This is a genomic window from Nonomuraea sp. NPDC051941 (assembly GCF_044593615.1).
Window position 1 is genome coordinate 186,547 of sequence record NZ_JBIUCF010000016.1, and the last position, 14,661, is coordinate 201,207.

At 69.8% G+C, this 14,661-nt stretch carries 17 protein-coding genes and 1 pseudogene; 9 read left to right on the forward strand and 9 right to left on the reverse strand.

The features are described 5' to 3' along the window. Positions 1 to 49: 49 nt before the first annotated feature. A complete protein-coding gene (locus ACIHFD_RS27065; protein WP_397369215.1) occupies positions 50 to 601 on the forward strand; it encodes a helix-turn-helix domain-containing protein in 552 nt (183 codons plus the stop codon). Between the two features lie 276 nt (positions 602 to 877). Here the strand turns inward: ACIHFD_RS27065 and ACIHFD_RS27070 are convergent, their stop codons facing one another. The 5 genes from ACIHFD_RS27070 to ACIHFD_RS27090 form a co-directional block, all read right to left on the reverse strand. Continuing rightward, entirely contained in the window at positions 878 to 1,174 is a 297-nt protein-coding gene (locus tag ACIHFD_RS27070; RefSeq protein WP_192789828.1) for an antibiotic biosynthesis monooxygenase, read from the reverse strand. 201 nt (positions 1,175 to 1,375) lie between these two features. Next, entirely contained in the window at positions 1,376 to 2,992 is a 1,617-nt protein-coding gene (locus ACIHFD_RS27075; RefSeq protein ID WP_397369216.1) for a GMC oxidoreductase, read from the reverse strand. Positions 2,993 to 3,015: 23 nt separating this feature from the next. Further along, positions 3,016 to 3,516: a carboxymuconolactone decarboxylase family protein gene (locus ACIHFD_RS27080; protein WP_397369217.1), complete on the reverse strand. Its 501-nt coding sequence runs from the start codon at positions 3,514 to 3,516 to the stop codon at positions 3,016 to 3,018. After that, on the reverse strand, positions 3,513 to 4,571 hold the full coding sequence (locus ACIHFD_RS27085; protein ID WP_397369218.1) for a dihydrodipicolinate reductase: 1,059 nt from the start codon (positions 4,569 to 4,571) through the stop codon (positions 3,513 to 3,515). Before ACIHFD_RS27085 ends, ACIHFD_RS27080 begins: the two co-directional genes overlap by 4 nt. A gap of 39 nt (positions 4,572 to 4,610) precedes the next feature. Beyond that, positions 4,611 to 5,369, reverse strand: a complete 759-nt coding sequence (locus ACIHFD_RS27090) for a class I SAM-dependent methyltransferase (protein ID WP_397369219.1) — start codon at positions 5,367 to 5,369, stop codon at positions 4,611 to 4,613. 72 nt (positions 5,370 to 5,441) lie between these two features. Here ACIHFD_RS27090 and ACIHFD_RS27095 point away from each other — a divergent pair, with 72 nt between their 5' ends. After that, positions 5,442 to 6,011, forward strand: coding sequence for a CGNR zinc finger domain-containing protein (locus ACIHFD_RS27095; protein WP_397369220.1), 570 nt, complete (start codon positions 5,442 to 5,444; stop codon positions 6,009 to 6,011). Between the two features lie 6 nt (positions 6,012 to 6,017). On the opposite strand, the gene ACIHFD_RS27100 is transcribed toward ACIHFD_RS27095, so the two are convergent. From ACIHFD_RS27100 to ACIHFD_RS27115, 4 genes and pseudogenes are all read right to left on the reverse strand, one after another. Next, positions 6,018 to 6,551, reverse strand: coding sequence for an NAD(P)-dependent oxidoreductase (locus ACIHFD_RS27100; RefSeq protein ID WP_397369221.1), 534 nt, complete (start codon positions 6,549 to 6,551; stop codon positions 6,018 to 6,020). A gap of 145 nt (positions 6,552 to 6,696) precedes the next feature. After that, positions 6,697 to 7,032: pseudogene (locus ACIHFD_RS27105) on the reverse strand (hypothetical protein); the annotation flags it as partial. A 155-nt stretch (positions 7,033 to 7,187) separates the two neighbouring features. After that, a complete protein-coding gene (locus ACIHFD_RS27110; protein WP_350733335.1) occupies positions 7,188 to 7,556 on the reverse strand; it encodes a ClpX C4-type zinc finger protein in 369 nt (122 codons plus the stop codon). Positions 7,557 to 7,573: 17 nt separating this feature from the next. Further along, positions 7,574 to 7,915: a hypothetical protein gene (locus tag ACIHFD_RS27115; RefSeq protein ID WP_397369222.1), complete on the reverse strand. Its 342-nt coding sequence runs from the start codon at positions 7,913 to 7,915 to the stop codon at positions 7,574 to 7,576. 325 nt (positions 7,916 to 8,240) lie between these two features. Here ACIHFD_RS27115 and ACIHFD_RS27120 point away from each other — a divergent pair, with 325 nt between their 5' ends. The 7 genes from ACIHFD_RS27120 to ACIHFD_RS27150 all read left to right on the forward strand — a co-directional run bounded on the left by ACIHFD_RS27120 (position 8,241) and on the right by ACIHFD_RS27150 (position 14,640). After that, complete coding sequence (locus ACIHFD_RS27120; protein ID WP_397369223.1) at positions 8,241 to 10,055, forward strand: glycosyltransferase family 2 protein; 1,815 nt, start codon at positions 8,241 to 8,243, stop codon at positions 10,053 to 10,055. A gap of 68 nt (positions 10,056 to 10,123) precedes the next feature. After that, on the forward strand, positions 10,124 to 11,122 hold the full coding sequence (locus tag ACIHFD_RS27125; RefSeq protein WP_397369224.1) for an energy-coupling factor ABC transporter permease: 999 nt from the start codon (positions 10,124 to 10,126) through the stop codon (positions 11,120 to 11,122). Between the two features lie 3 nt (positions 11,123 to 11,125). After that, positions 11,126 to 11,881 (forward strand): cobalt ECF transporter T component CbiQ, encoded by a 756-nt coding sequence (gene cbiQ / locus ACIHFD_RS27130; protein WP_397369225.1) that lies wholly within the window; start codon positions 11,126 to 11,128, stop codon positions 11,879 to 11,881. Next, positions 11,875 to 12,612 carry an ABC transporter ATP-binding protein gene (locus tag ACIHFD_RS27135; RefSeq protein ID WP_350733342.1) on the forward strand — a complete coding sequence of 246 codons (738 nt, stop codon included), beginning with the start codon at positions 11,875 to 11,877 and terminating at the stop codon, positions 12,610 to 12,612. Before cbiQ ends, ACIHFD_RS27135 begins: the two co-directional genes overlap by 7 nt. Before the next feature lie 95 nt (positions 12,613 to 12,707). After that, positions 12,708 to 13,046, forward strand: a complete 339-nt coding sequence (locus tag ACIHFD_RS27140; protein WP_101785558.1) for an STAS domain-containing protein — start codon at positions 12,708 to 12,710, stop codon at positions 13,044 to 13,046. Between the two features lie 48 nt (positions 13,047 to 13,094). Next, on the forward strand, positions 13,095 to 13,868 hold the full coding sequence (locus tag ACIHFD_RS27145; RefSeq protein ID WP_357725499.1) for an SDR family NAD(P)-dependent oxidoreductase: 774 nt from the start codon (positions 13,095 to 13,097) through the stop codon (positions 13,866 to 13,868). A gap of 7 nt (positions 13,869 to 13,875) precedes the next feature. Then, a complete protein-coding gene (locus tag ACIHFD_RS27150; protein ID WP_355204451.1) occupies positions 13,876 to 14,640 on the forward strand; it encodes a crotonase/enoyl-CoA hydratase family protein in 765 nt (254 codons plus the stop codon). The last annotated feature ends 21 nt before the right edge of the window (positions 14,641 to 14,661 follow it).

A 14,661-nucleotide genomic window follows, 5' to 3' on the forward strand; every position in this document is an offset into this window, starting at 1 on the left:
CGACCGTTTTCATTTTGGATAATGGTATCTCATATGAAATCGTTGGGCCATGGACGCCGTTGAGCTGCTGCTGCATCCGGTACGGCTGCGCATCGTGCACGCCCTGTCGGCAGGACAGGTGCTGACGACCGCGCAGTTGTCCGCCCGCATGCCCGAGGTGTCGAAGGTGACCGTCTACCGGCAGGTCGCCCTGCTGGCCGAGGGCGGCTTTCTCGAGGTGGAGGGCGAGCAGCGGGTACGCGGTGCCGTCGAGCGGAGCTACCGGCTGCGCCAGGACCGGCCCGCGATCGACGCCGGCGCCGCGGCCGCGATGTCGCTCGACGACCACCGCCGTGGATTCGCCGCGGCGATGGCCGCCCTGATCGCCGAGTTCAACGCCTACCTGGACCGCGACGGCGCCGACCCGGTCGCCGACTCGGTGTCCTATCGGCAGGGGACGCTGTGGCTCAGCCCGGACGAGCTCGCCGAGATGCTCACCGACCTGCTCGCGGTGCTGCGGGACCGGGTCGCCAACGCTCCCGCGCCGGACCGCGCGCCGTACCTGCTCAGCGCGATCCTGTTCCCCGCCGAGCAGCCGCCCCCGGACGTGCCCGGCCGTTGAGGGAGGCGGGTGGCCGAATGGCCTACTTCCCAGGGCGGAGACCGTCGGCCGATATCAGGGTTTCCGCGGGTGCCTTCTCCGATGCCGTACCACCCTCCATGGCTGATCTTGAGGTGGCGGAGGCCGAGAGGCGGGCTCCGGGAGGAGGGGCGACGTGAAGGGGAAGAAGTACGTCAGCGTGGCCGTCGCGGCGGGCCTGATCACGGCGGTGACGGCTCCTGTCGTCTCGACACGGGCCGAGTCCGGTGACGGCCCGCCGGGCGGCGGGCCGGTGGTTCACCGTACGGGGACGCCGAGTTCGCGGCCCTGGTAGAAGCCTTCGCGCTCCTCGAGGACGTAAGGGCTCATGATCTCGCGGCGCCGGTTCTCGGCCTCGGAGCTGCGCCAGGAGTCGCAGGCCTCCTTCGAGTCCCAGAACGACACCCCGGTGATCTCCTGCCCGTCCTCCGACCAGTACGCGTACGCGTGGCGCAGACCCTCCGGGTACGGGTCCGGGCGCCAGGCCCTCTCGAACTCCTCCAACGCCCCCGGCCTGATGCGGCGCGTCGTCACCCAGACGAAGTGCTCTCTCATCGCAGCCTCCTCAGCGGCTTTCATTCCACCATAGGCGTCTGGGGCGGCGATATAAGGGAAAATATCGGCGTAAAAGGCTGCTGTTTCTATGCCATGCCATGGGATTAGCTTGACGATCACGGGTAACCGAGGTCTTGCTTGATCCAAGCGATGACACGACGCTTAGATGTGAGGCCCGCAGAGATGCGGGCCTCAAATCTTTCACAGGTCGGTGGCGATGATTTTCTCGATGTTCCGCTCGGCCAGGGCCGTGATGGTGACGAACGGGTTGACGCTGGTGTTGCCCGGGATCAGCGCCCCGTCGATGACGTACAGGCCGGGGTAGGCGGTCAGGCGCCCGTAATTGTCGGTCGCCTTGTTCAGGACCGCGCCCCCGAGCGGGTGGTACGTCAGATGGTCGCCCCAGATCTTGTAGATGCCGAACAGATCGGTCCGGTAAATCGTCCCCTCTTTCGAATTGATTTTGTCGAAAATGGTCTTCGCCATGTCGATGGCCGGTTGTTTCCAGGCCGTCTGCCAGTTCAGGTCCACCTTTCCCGTCGCGGCGTTCCAGGCGAACTGGGCCCGGTTCGGGTTCTTGGTGATGGAGAGATAGAACGACGCGAAGGTCTCGATCCCGGTGGGCAGCGGGGCGATCTCCGCGAAGGCGCCGCCCGCGGCCCAGTTGTCGATGCCGGAGCACGGGATGGACGACTGGAGTGATCCGGTCGGGTCCCAGAGGTGGTTGGCGCGGCCGCACATGACGTTGCCGTTGTCGCCCCAGCCCTTGCCGATCTCGCCGTTCAGGTTGGGCAGCGCGCCGGTGGCCTTCAGCTTGACCAGTAACTTGCTGGTGCCCACGCTGCCGGCCGCGAAGAACACCCGGTCGGCGGTCACGGTCTTGGTGGCCGTGGTGTCGCCGCTCGTGTTCAGTTGCTCGATGGTCACCGTGTAGGCGCCGCCGGACGCGGGAACGACCGAGGTCACCCGGTGCAGGGGGGAGACGGTGACCCTGCCGGTGGCCGCGGCCCGGGCGAGGTACGTCTTCTGCAGGGACTTCTTGCCGTAGTTGTTGCCGTACAGGATCTCGCCGGCCAGGGCCGACTTGGTGACCGTGCCGGCGGCCTCCTGCTCCATGTAGTCCCAGTCGTACACGTCCGGCACGAAGGTGAACGGGAAGCCGGAGCGCTGGGCGTGCTTGCGGCCCACGCGGGCGTACTGGTAGCAGTCGGTGGAGTCGAACCAGGCGGGGTCCACGGTGCCGACGCCGAGGCCGGTGTTCGCGCGGGGGTAGTAGGTGTCGTACATCTCGGCGGGGTTCACCGAGGGGAGGATGGCGGCGAAGTTCTCGCGCTTGGGGGTGACGGCCATGCCGCCGTTCACCAGCGAGCCGCCGCCGACGCCGCGGCCCTGGTAGACCGTGATGCCGCTGAACTCCTCGGCGTCCAGCACGCCGGTGTAGCGGGGGATGTCCCGGTCGATGGGGAAGCCGAGGAAGTAGTTGAGCGGGGCCTTCGTCCGGGTGCGGAGCCAGTAGGAGCGGTTGTCCGGCTGGAGCGTGTTGCAGAAGATCTTGCCGTCGGAGCCGGGGGTGTCCCAGGCCATGCCCATCTCGATCATGTGGACGTTGACACCCGCCTGGGCCAGGCGCAGGGCGGCCACCGAGCCGCCGTACCCGGTGCCGATGACCAGGACGGGCACGTGGGCCCCGTCGGCGATCGGGCCGGCAGCGGCGGCGGCCGGGTGGCTGAGGGCCGCCGCGCCCAGGAGGGACCCGGTTCCGATGAGGAAGCCGCGGCGGGAGATGTCGGGGGTCGAGGTCTTTCCGGTGCTGCGCATGCGGTCCCTCACTTCGTGAGTTCTCATAATCGGGGGGTGGGCGATGAGCCGCCGGTCAGCGTGCATGCGGTGTCGAGGCCCAGTACGTGGTTGAGGCGGCCGAACGCCAGCCACGAGCCGAGGCACATGCTCAGCTCCACGATTTCGAGCTGGCTGTAGTGCGCCGTCATCCGGGCCCAGAACTCCTCGTCCAGGCCGTGGTGGTCCAGGGCGTACCGCTCGGCGTACTCGGCCGCCAGGCGGGTGCGGTCGTCGAACGCGTCGGTCGTGCGCCACTCCGTGACCGCGTCGGCGAACGTGTCCTCGACCTTCTGCCCGTCCCGCTCCGTACGCCAGTCGAGGCAGAAGGCGCACCCGTTGATCTGCGCGATCCGCAGCCGCGCGGCCTCGAACTCGCGCAGTCCGAGGGTCGTGTGGGTGTACACCGACATCGAGAACTTCGAGGCGGCGATCCCGATGCCGGGGACCATCTCGCCCCACACGTACGAGATCGGGTCCTTGCCTGCGGGAATGTCGATGTTCACGGTCGTTTTCCTCCGAGGGTGCCGGGTCGCAGCGGGACGTCGAGCGCGTCGTACAGTCCGGGGCCGGCGTCCACGAGCCAGTCGATGGCGCCCACCAGGCGGGCGACCGCGGTGGCGTTCCCTCCGGCGGACAGGTTGCCGCCCTCGTCGGTGGCCTCCACCGTGACCTCGATGCGCGGCCGGCCCTCGATGATCACGCGGTGCGCGCCCACGCCGTTCGGGGCCGTCGGCCAGTCGGGCGCGCAGGACGAGTGGATGCGGGTGACGTGCTCGACGACGATGCGGGGCTCGCCCTCGACGATGCCCTGCACCTCGAACCGGACCGCGCCCTGCGTCCCCGCCTCGAACTCGCCCACTGTGGCGTCGAGCGCGCGCCGGTCCCGGGTCTCGCGGATCTCGTCGAGCTCGACGCCGAGCGCCCTGGCCATCAGCCGTACCTGGCCGCCCCACACCATGGTCGGGACGGTCGGCGCGATCATCGGCGGCTCGTAGTCCATCGGCTGGCCCATGCCGACGAGGTACCGGACGGAGTCGGGCTGGTCGTACGTGGAGTAGTCGAAGATCTCCTGGCAGCGGATCGCGTCGATGGTGGAGCCGAGCCCGCTGATCAGCAACGGCAGCACGTCGTTGCCCCAGCCGGGGTCGATCCCCGAGACGAACAGCGAGCCGCCGCCCTCGCCGATGGCGGCCAGCACCGGCTCGCGCAGCTCGGGCGGGGCGTTGCGCTGGTCGTAGAGCGCGTAGAGGGAGGGGGTGACGACGACGGCTCCGGCTCGGATCGCCCTGGTCACGTCGTCGAGTGCCTCCTGGGGGCGGAGGTCGCCGGAGGCCGCGTAGACCACCGCGCGGGGGCTCGCGCCCAGGACGGCGTCGACGTCGTCGGTGGCGGCGACCCCGAGCTCGTGGCCGAGCCCGCCGAGCTCGCCGGCGTCCCTGCCGACCTTGTCCGGATCGTGGACGAGTACGGCTGTGAGTTTCAGCCCCGGATGGGCCTCGACCGCGCGGATGGCCGCGCGGCCGACGTTGCCCGTGCCCCAGACAACCGTGGACATCATGGGCGGAGCGTAGCAAGCGCTTGGTTAGTCGTATAGGGGTCAGCCGCGTACGGCGCACAGCAGGCGGTTGTTCCCCCGCTGCCAGAGCGTGCCGACCTCCGAGAAGCCGGCCTCCCGCAGCGCCCCGACGTGATGCGACAGCAGGTGCGACTCCGAGCCGTGGTGCGAGGCCCCGGCCGTGGTGCGGCGCGCCTCGTTGAGCTCGGCGAAGGCCGGGTCCGCTTCGACCGCGTCCCACCAGGTCCGCCAGTCCTCCGGCGGGTTCGCGCCGAACGCCCGCTCGGTCTCCCTGTCGTGGACGGCGCGCTCAAGGCGGGAGAGAGCGGGGGAGGCGTCGTCGGTGTCCATGTGGTCGCCGTTGAGCAGCAGCCCGCCGGGCCGCAGCACGCTCGCCACCTCGCCGTACACGCCCTTGAGGTCGCCGGCGGAGATCCAGTGCAGCGCCGTCGTGCTGATCGCGGCGTCGGCGGGCCCGTCCAGCCCGAGCAACTCCGTCCAGCCACCGGTACGCAGGTCCGCCGAGACGAACGTCAACCGCGGGTACGCGGCCCGCCCGAGCCCGAGCAGCAGCGGGTCGGCGTCCACCGAGATCATCTTCGCCTTGGGCAGGCGGTCGAGCAGTCGGGCCGACAGGGATCCGGGGCCGCAGCCCAGGTCGATCACCACCGGGTCCGGCCGGTCCAGCGCCTCCACGGCGTCGATCAGGGCGGTGAAGCGCTCCTCGCGGTCGGGGAGGTAACCCTCCTGCTGGCGGTCCCAGCGCGCGATCCACTCCAATGCGGCATCGTGAGTGAGCACGTACGTCTCCTTGTGACTGTCGTTTATGCTTTGGACAGTTACAAGCTAGAACACGAAGGTGTAACCGGTCAATTGGATTACAACAGTCACACGGATGGCGTGGTCAGGACCACGGTGGCGGTCGTCAACGCGCTGACCCCCGGCGAGCAGCGGGGACGCGCTTATCCGGCGCCGGGCAGCGCCGGTGCCGCCGCCACCGAGAGCCTGCGTACGGTCTATCCGGATCATCGCGAGGTCACCGACGCTGAGGGCGCCGAGCTGGCGGAGGTGGCTGCCCGCCTGCGGACGGTCTTCGCCGCCGTGGCCGCCGACGACATCGACGCCGCCGCCACCGAGGTGAACGCGCTGCTGGAGGAGAGCCACGCCAGGCCGACGCTGGAGCGGCACGACGGCGAGCCCTGGCACCTGCACTTCCACGGCCCGGGCGGCACGCTGGCGGGCGAGTGGGCGGCGAGCTGCGCCACCGGGCTGGCGATCGTGCTGGGCAGCGAGTTCAGCGACCGTCTGGGGGTCTGCACCGCGCCGCACTGCGACCGGGTCTACGTGGACGTCTCGCGCAACGGCACCCGGAGGTTCTGCTCCACGGCCTGCCAGAACCGCGTCAAGACGGCCGCCTTCCGCGCCAGGAGCCGGGCCGACTGACCGGGGTTAGAGGGTCCTGATCGGGGCGCCGGCGAGGAAGGCGTCGATGTCCTCGACGGCCTCGCGGAAGTACGTGCCGTAGTTCAGCTCCGTCACGTATCCCAGATGCGGCGTGGCCAGCACGTTGGGCAGCGTGCGGAACGCGTGGCCGGCGGGCAGCGGCTCCAGCTCGAACACGTCCAGCCCGGCCCCCGCGATGCGCCCCGCCCGCAGCGCCGCCACCAGCGCCTCCTGGTCGACGATCGCCGCCCGCGAGGTGTTGACCAGGTAGGAGGCCGGCCGCATCAGCGACAGCTCCCGCTCCCCGATCAGCCCCCGCGTGCGGTCGCTCAGCACCAGGTGGACGGAGACGACATCGGACTCGGCCAGCAGCGCGTCCTTCCCGGGGGCGAGCCGCACGCCGAGGGCGTCCGTGCGCTCCTCGGTCAGGTGTCGGCTCCACGCCACGACGTCCATGCCGAACGCCCGGCCGATCGCCGCCATCCGGGACCCGATCTTGCCGAGCCCCAGCAGCCCGAGCGTGCGGCCATGGAGGTCCATGCCGACGGTGCTCTGCCACGGCCCGTCCGCGCAGGGCCGTCGCCTCGGGGAGCAGGTGGCGGGCGAGGCCGAGGATCAGCGCCCAGGTCAGCTCCACCGGCGCGGTCGAGCCGCTGGCCGTGCCGCAGACCGTGACGCCGCGCGCCCGCGCGGCGGCCACGTCGACGGACGCGTTGCGCATGCCCGAGGTGATGAGCAGCCGCAGATTGGGGAGCCGGTCGAGCACTTCGGCCGGGAACGGCGTGCGCTCCCGCATGATGACCACGATCTCGTAGTCGTGGAGGGCGGCCACGAGGTCGTCCCTGGCGGTGAAGTGGTCGCGGAAGCTGGTCACCCGCACCCTCGACCAGTCGGCCAGGCCGAGAGCCACTCCCTGGTAGTCGTCAAGCACGGCGCAGCGCAGCATGACCAGCAATCCTACGGAGGATCCGGTCCCCTGCTCCAGCTCCCCGGTACGCCCGGGGAGCTGGAGCCCGTTCATTCGGCAGCGAGTCGCTCTGCCTCGTCGTGCAGCGCCAGGATCAGGATCAGCTCGAGCTGGAGCTCCTCCAGATCGGGCGCCGTGAGCCCGTGTAGGACGCGCATGTCGGGCCTCCCTGACCATAGGACGCCCCACGGGTCACAACGGTTCACCTGTCAGGTCTCGCTCCTGAACCGTTCCCACGCGGATTGCCGCGTCATGCCGAGCGAGGCGCCGATGCGTTCCCAGCTGACGTCCCTGCCGCGAAGATGCGCCACCCAGTCGCGCAGGTTGTCGTCCACCTGTGCCTGCACGGCGGCGATTTTCGGAAGATGCTCGAGTATTTGCTCCTCTGTCATGGACTCCCACATCGGGAGGCGGGGCTCGGTAGAGGTGGCGAGGCGCTCCTGCGTGAGGATTTCATTGCACAGTTCGATGCATTGGTCACAAATGTGCACACCGGGACCGGCAATCATCTTCTTCACCTCCGTGCTCTTCTTGTGGCAGAAAGAGCAGCGGATCTTGTCCTTCCAGTCGTCAGGCATGCCCTGACGCTAGCTCGTCAGGCCGCACCTGACAACCCCATCTGCTCCTGCAGGATGGCCTGACGCTCCTCGGCGATCCTGCGACAGATCGTCACGTACGCGTTCAGCACCTTGCCGTACAGCGCGCGCGCCTGTTCCAACTGGGCGCGCAGCTCCGGGACGCGGTCGGCGTCGCCGCGTTGCTCGGCCTCCGCCAGCAAGGTCCGTGCCTCGTCCACGATCTCCTCGGCGCGCAACCTCGTACGGCGGAGCACGGCGGAGCACTGATGCAGCTCTTCCAAGCGAGCCGCGGAGACGATGAACTCAGCAGAGTGCACGGGCGAGTCGTCCGACGCCCGCCTGCGGAGATCCGATGCCATTTCCCGCCACCTCCCGGTCAAGGTTGCCTAACTGTAGACGCGCAAGTCCATCGAGAGGATCACCGGGGAGCGCCCGGGGGTGGCTGAATGATCCTGGCGGAGAGGTTTCTATTCCTCGGTAGGAAAACCTCATCCCTGAAACTCATTCGGTCCAGGATAAATGTGGTACTGCCAGGGCCTATTAGTGGAATGCCGTATATCTCCGTTGGCTGCAAAAGCGGGGGTGAAGACATACGATCGGCCCTCGCGGAGGCCCGGGCTCGTCACATACTGAAGCCGGACGGCAGCGCAACGTGACTCTCTGAAGTGGTGGCGGTGGTGGCGGATGTCTGAAACGGGGAACGGTGACGACGCGGTCGACGTGAGCGTCGTCATCCCGGCACACAACTGCCGGGCCTACCTCGACAGATGCCTCACCTCCGTGCTCGTGCAGCGCGTGAAGAAGGAGCTCATCGTCGTCGACGACGGCTCCACGGACGGCAGCGCCGAGCTCCTCGACCTCTACGCCGCCTACCACCGGGCCAGCGTCAAGGTCGTCCACATCGACGGCAGCGGCAGCGCGGGCCGGCCGCGCAACGTCGGCATCGAGCACGCCTCGGGCCGGTACGTGTTCTTCTGCGACGCCGACGACTACCTCGGACCCGAGGCGCTGGAGCGCATGGTCGCCATGGCCGACAGGAACGGCTCCGACATCGTCCTCGGCAAGATCGTGGGCCACGGCAGGCGGGCGCCGGCGTCGATGTTCCAGCAGAGCGCGGAGCGGGTGACCATCGGCGACAGCAACGTCTACAACAGCCTGTGCTGCTTCAAGCTGTTCAGGAGGGAGCTGCTCGAACGCCACCGCATCAGGTTCGGCGAGGGCATGCTCGTGGGCGAGGACATCCTCTTCACCGTGCACGCCTACTGCCACGCCGGCGCCGTCTCCGTGGTGGCCGACTACGACTGCTACCACCTCGTGTCCAGGCCCGACGGCACCAGCATCATGCAGCAGCGCGGCAGCAGGGACCCGCTCGCCTGGCTGGCCATGATCAAGGCGCCGATCCGGCTCATGGCCGGGCACGTCGAGCCCGGTCCGCTCCGCGACCACCTGCTGCGCCGGCACTTCAGGCTGGACGTGTTCGCGCAGCTCGGGCAGGTGTTCCTGGAGAGCGACGACGTGCGGCGCAAGGACATCGCGCGGGAGGTGGCCGCCCTGTGCGACGAGTGGTACACCCCCGGCGTGCACGAGCTGCTCAACAGCGTCGACAGGCAGCGGGCGGCGGCGCTCGACGACATCGACCGCCTCGTGCGCCTGGCCCGCATCGAGAGCGCCGCCGTGCGGCGCAGGCTGACCGGGCTGCGCTGGGACGGCGACGGCCTCGTGGTGACGGGATCGGCCGGGCTCGACGGCATCGGCGGGGACGACGGCCTGGCCGTGGTGCTGCGCGAGCGGCACGATCCGGCCGCCGAGGTGGTCGTCCCGGCCGAGCGCAAGGGGAACGAGTTCACGGCGCGGGTGAACGTGTCCGCGCTCGGCTCGGGGATCTGGGACCTGCGGGTGGCGGTCGAGGCCGAAGGCGTGGTGCGGCTCGGCAGGCTCGGGGCCGAACGCGACAGCGGCGTCAACCGCCCGCCGCCCCGGCTGATCGGCGCCGCCGTCGCCCTGCCGTACTTCACCAGGGACAACGGCAACCTCAGCATCGACGTCGGCGGCCACGTGGTCGGGGTGCCCGGCTCGGTGCGGCTCATCAGGACGCGGTGGGCGCTCGGGCACCGGCTGATCGTCGACGGCGAGGTCTGCGTCGCGGGCGCCGCACCCGCCGCCTCGGCGGTCAAGCGGGTCGTCTGGCGCGAGCGGCGCAGCGGACGTGAGCGGGTCGAGCGCGTTGTGGCGCTGCCCGGGGGCGGTTTCGTGGCCAGGCTCGGGGTGGGCTGGCTGCCGCCCGGCACCTGGGACGCGTACCTGGAGCTGGATCTGGGCGGGCCGCCCGCGCGGTTCAGGATCGAGACCGACGCCGAGACGGTGGCGGCGCCGCGCCGGTGGTGGGGCGCGGCGGTGCTCAGGAGCGTGCGGCCGTACGCGACCTCGGGGAAGGGACGGCTGAGCACCGTGGTGCGGCGGCTCACGGCAAGGATGATCATCAGGCGAATCATGCGCTAATGCCATCTATATGCAGGTGCAAGACGATGTCCTAAAGTAGGACCGTTTGCTCTTGCAGGAGGTGTGCCGTGCACGTACCAGATGGCTTCTTCAACGCCGCGACGTCCATCTCGGCCGGGGTGGTGGCGGCGGCCGGAGTCACCGTCTGCCTACGCGGGGCGCGGCGCGAGCTCGACGACCGGACCGCTCCCATGGCCGGGCTCGTCGCGGCCTTCATCTTCGCCGTCCAGATGCTCAACTTCCCCGTCGCCGCCGGCACCAGCGGCCACCTGCTGGGCGGTGCGCTGGCCGCGATACTCGTCGGGCCCTACACGGGTGTGCTGTGTATGGCCGTGGTCCTCCTCGTGCAGGGCGTGTTCTTCGCCGACGGCGGGCTGACCGCGCTCGGCATCAACATCACGATCATGGGCATCGTCACCGTGGTGGCCGGCTGGGGGATCTTCCGGCTGGTGACGGGGCTGTCCAGGGGACGCGTGGCGGTGGCGGCGTTCCTGGCGGCGCTGGTCTCGGTGCCCGCCTCCGCGCTGGTGTTCTCGCTGCTGTTCTGGATCGGGGGGACCGCGCCGATCGAGGTGGGCGCGGTCGCGGCGGCCATGGGGGGCGTGCACGTCCTGATCGGGATCGGCGAGGCGCTGATCACGGCCGTGACCGTCAGCGCGGTCCTCGCCGTACGGCCGGACCTCGTGTACGGCGCCCGCGGCCTGGCCAAGCCGCTGGTCCTGCGCGGGGCCGAGGGCACGACCACCACTGTGGACGAGCCGGAGCCGGCCGCCGCCCCCGGCAAGCTCAAGCCGTTCCTGCTCGGCGGGGTCGGCCTGACGCTGGTGCTGGCCGGGATCGTGTCGTTCTTCGCCTCGTCCTCGCCCGACGGGCTGGAGGCGGTCGCCGAGAACAAGGGCTTCCTCGGCCAGGCGAGCGACCACCTGGTGACGTGGGGGCTGGCCGACTACGGCGAGGTCGGCGGCATCCCCGTCGGCGTGGCCGGGATCATCGGCGTCGGGCTCGTGCTGCTCATCGCCGGGGCCGTGGCGTACGCCGCCCGAGGCCGCGACGCGGCCAAGGTGTGACGCGTGGGCGCGGGGCACCATCACCAGCTCTACCTGCCGGGCGACTCGGTCGTGCACCGGCTGCCGCCGCAGTGCAAGCTGCTGGCCGTCTTCGCCTTCGCGATCGTCGTGGTGGCCACGCCGAGGGAGCGGTTCTGGGCGTTCGCGGTCTACGCCGTCCTGCTGGGGGCCGTGGCGGTGGCCGCGCGGGTGCCGCTGGCGTACGTGCTGCGGCGGATGGTGATCGAGGTGCCGTTCGTGCTGTTCGCCTTCCTCATCCCGGTCATCGGGCTGGGGGAGCGGACCACGGTCCTCGGGCTCTCGCTGAGCGTGCCCGGCCTCTGGGCGGCCTGGAACATCCTGGCCAAGGCCACGCTCGGCGTGATCGCCTCCATCCTGCTCGCGGCCACCACCGAGCCGCGGGTGATCCTGATCGGGGCCCAGCGGCTGCGGCTGCCGGCCCTGCTGGTGCAGATCGCCATGTTCATGCTGAGGTACATGGACGTGATCATGGACGAGATGCGGCGGATGCGGGTGGCCAGGGAGTCGCGCGGGTTCGAGGCGCGTGATCTGCGGCATATCCCGGTGATCGCCCGGTCTGCCGGGGCGCTGTTCATCCGTTCGTACGAGCGGGGCGAGCGCGTGCATCTGGCCATGCTCAGCCGGGGATACACCGGCCAGATGCCGGTGATCCAAGATATTTCGGCATCTGTACGTCAATGGGGCATCGCTCTGGCTCTGCCGGCCATGGCCCTCGCAGTATGGGGACTTTCGTGGTGAACTCTCTCGACGTCCGGCAGCTCGCCTACGCCTATCCCGACGGCACGCAGGCGTTGTTCGGCGTGGACCTGTCGATCGGCCGCGGCGAGCGCGTGGCCCTGCTCGGCCCGAACGGCGCCGGCAAGACCACCCTCGTCATGCATCTCAACGGGATTCTCACCCCGGGGCACGGAAGCGTCACCGTGGCCGGCACGCCGGTGCGCAAGGACACGCTCAAGGAGGTCAGGCAGCGCGTCGGCCTGGTCTTCCAGGACCCGGACGACCAGCTCTTCATGCCCACGGTCAGGGACGACGTCGCCTTCGGCCCGGCCAACGCGGGCATGCGCGGCGAGGACCTCGACCGCGTGGTCAAGGACGCGCTGGAGCGGGTCGGCATGCTGGAGGCCATCGACCGGCCGCCGCACCACCTGTCGTTCGGGCAGCGGCGCCGGGTGGCGGTGGCGACCGTGCTGGCCATGGCGCCGGAGATCCTGGTGCTCGACGAGCCCTCGTCCAACCTCGACCCGGCCGCCCGCAGGGAGCTCGCCGAGATCCTGCGCTCGCTCGACGTGACGGTGCTCATGGTCACGCACGACCTTCCGTACGCGCTGGAATTGTGTGAGCGTTCACTGATCCTTTCCGGCGGAGTCATCGCCGCCGACGGCCCCACGCGTGAGCTGCTCTCGGACGCGGAACTGCTGGCCGAGCACCGCCTGGAGCTTCCATACGGATTTGCGATCCCTGCGGTGTGAGGGCATTTATCCGCGTACTGCCCGCCTCTTCCTAGTTTGTGCATGCCCGGGACCCGGGGATGTCGAAGTACAGTGGCTCATCGAGGAGGGGCCAAATGAAGCTGCGGCTTGCGCGACACGCCCTTGGCGATGCCGTGGTGGTGGCCGTTGAGGGAGAGCTCGACCTGTTCACCGCACCGTTCCTGCGCGACGAGGTGCGTGACGCGATCAAGCAGGACAGCGCCAGGCTGGTGCTCGACCTGCAGCAGCTGTCGTTCATGGACTCCAGCGGCCTGTCGGTGCTGATCGAGGCCTGGCGACTGGCGACGGGCGAGGGTGGCGGCGTGTCCCTGGCGGCGCCCCAGGCGCCGGTGGCGCGCATTCTCCGTACGACGGGGCTCGACCGGCGCATCAAGGTCTATTCCGACGTCGACAGCGCTGTGGGTGAGATTTGACGCCCCCCGAGTAGAACTTCATTCGGTCGGCGGGTTAGGGTCCGGGATATGGACGTGAACGGATCTGCAGCAATCATCTCCGGCGGCGCCAGCGGCCTCGGGGAGGCCACGGCCCGCGAGCTGGCCCGCGCCGGCGCCACGGTCGTCGTCGCCGACCTCAACGAGGAGCGCGGCAAGACCGTCGCCGACGAGATCGGCGGGGTGTTCGTCAAGACCGACGTGTCGGACGACGAGCAGGTGCAGGCGGCCGTGGACGCCGCCGTGGCCACCGGCAAGCCGCTGCGCGTGGTGGTCAACAGCGCCGGCATCGGCTGGGCCGAGCGCACGGTCAACCGTGACGGCAGCCCGCACAACCCGGCCACGTACCGCAAGGTCATCGAGGTCAACCTGATCGGCACGTTCAACCTCATGCGCATCGGCGCCGCGGCGATCGCCAAGACGGAGCCGGCCGACGCCGACGGGCAGCGGGGCGTGGTGGTCAACACGGCCTCCGTGGCGGCGCTGGAGGGGCAGACGGGGCAGCTGGCGTACTCGGCCTCCAAGGGCGGCATCGTGGGCATGACGGTGCCCGCGGCGCGCGACCTGGCCGCGATCGGCGTGCGGGTGAACACGATCTGCCCCGGCATCATCGACACGCCCATCTACGGCTTCACGGCGAACTCCGAGGAGTTCAAGGCCAAGCTCGTGGCGCCGGTGGTGTTCCCCAAGCGCATGGGGCGGGCCGACGAGTTCGCGCACCTGGTGCACTCGCTGATCCAGAACGACTACATGAACGCCGAGGTCATCCGCTTCGACGGCGGCATCCGCTTCCAGCCCAAGTGAGGTCTCGTTGTCTGACGAAGTGCTCGTCGAGGAATCCGAGAACGTCGCCGTAATCACGATAAATCGTCCTAAAGCGCGGAATGCCGTGAACGGGGCGGTGGCGCGGGGGATCGCCGAGGCGCTGGACGCGCTCGACGCCCGCCCCGACATTTCCGCTTATGTCCTGACCGGTGCCGGTGGCACCTTCTCCGCGGGCATGGACCTCAAGGGGTTCCTGTCCGGCGACTTCCCGGTGGTCGAGGGGCGCGGCTTCGGCGGGCTCGCCGAGTCGCCGCCGAAGAAGCCGCTGGTGGCCGCCGTGGAGGGGTACGCGCTCGCGGGCGGGTTCGAGCTGGCGCTGTCGTGCGACGTCATCGTGGCGTCGTCGGAGGCCAAGTTCGGGCTGCCGGAACCCAAGCGCGGGCTGGTGGCGGGCGCGGGCGGCGTCATGCGGCTGCCGCGCCGGATCCCGTACCACGTGGCCATGGAGATCGCCCTGACCGGCGATCACTATCCGGCGGCGCGGCTGTACGAGCTCGGGCTGGTCAACCGGATCACCGTGCCGGGGGAGGCGTTGGAGGGGGCGCTGGAGCTGGCCCGCAAGATCGCCGCCAACGCGCCGCTGGCGCTCGCCGCGACCAAGAAGGTGATCATCGAGTCGCAGGACTGGTCGCTGGAGGAGATGTTCGCCAAGCAGGGGGCGATCGTCGGGCCGGTGTTCGGCTCGAAGGACGCCATGGAGGGCGCGGCCGCCTTCGCCGAGAAGCGCGCCCCCCGCTGGACGGGCGAGTAACCGTCCGGCGCCCGGCCTCTT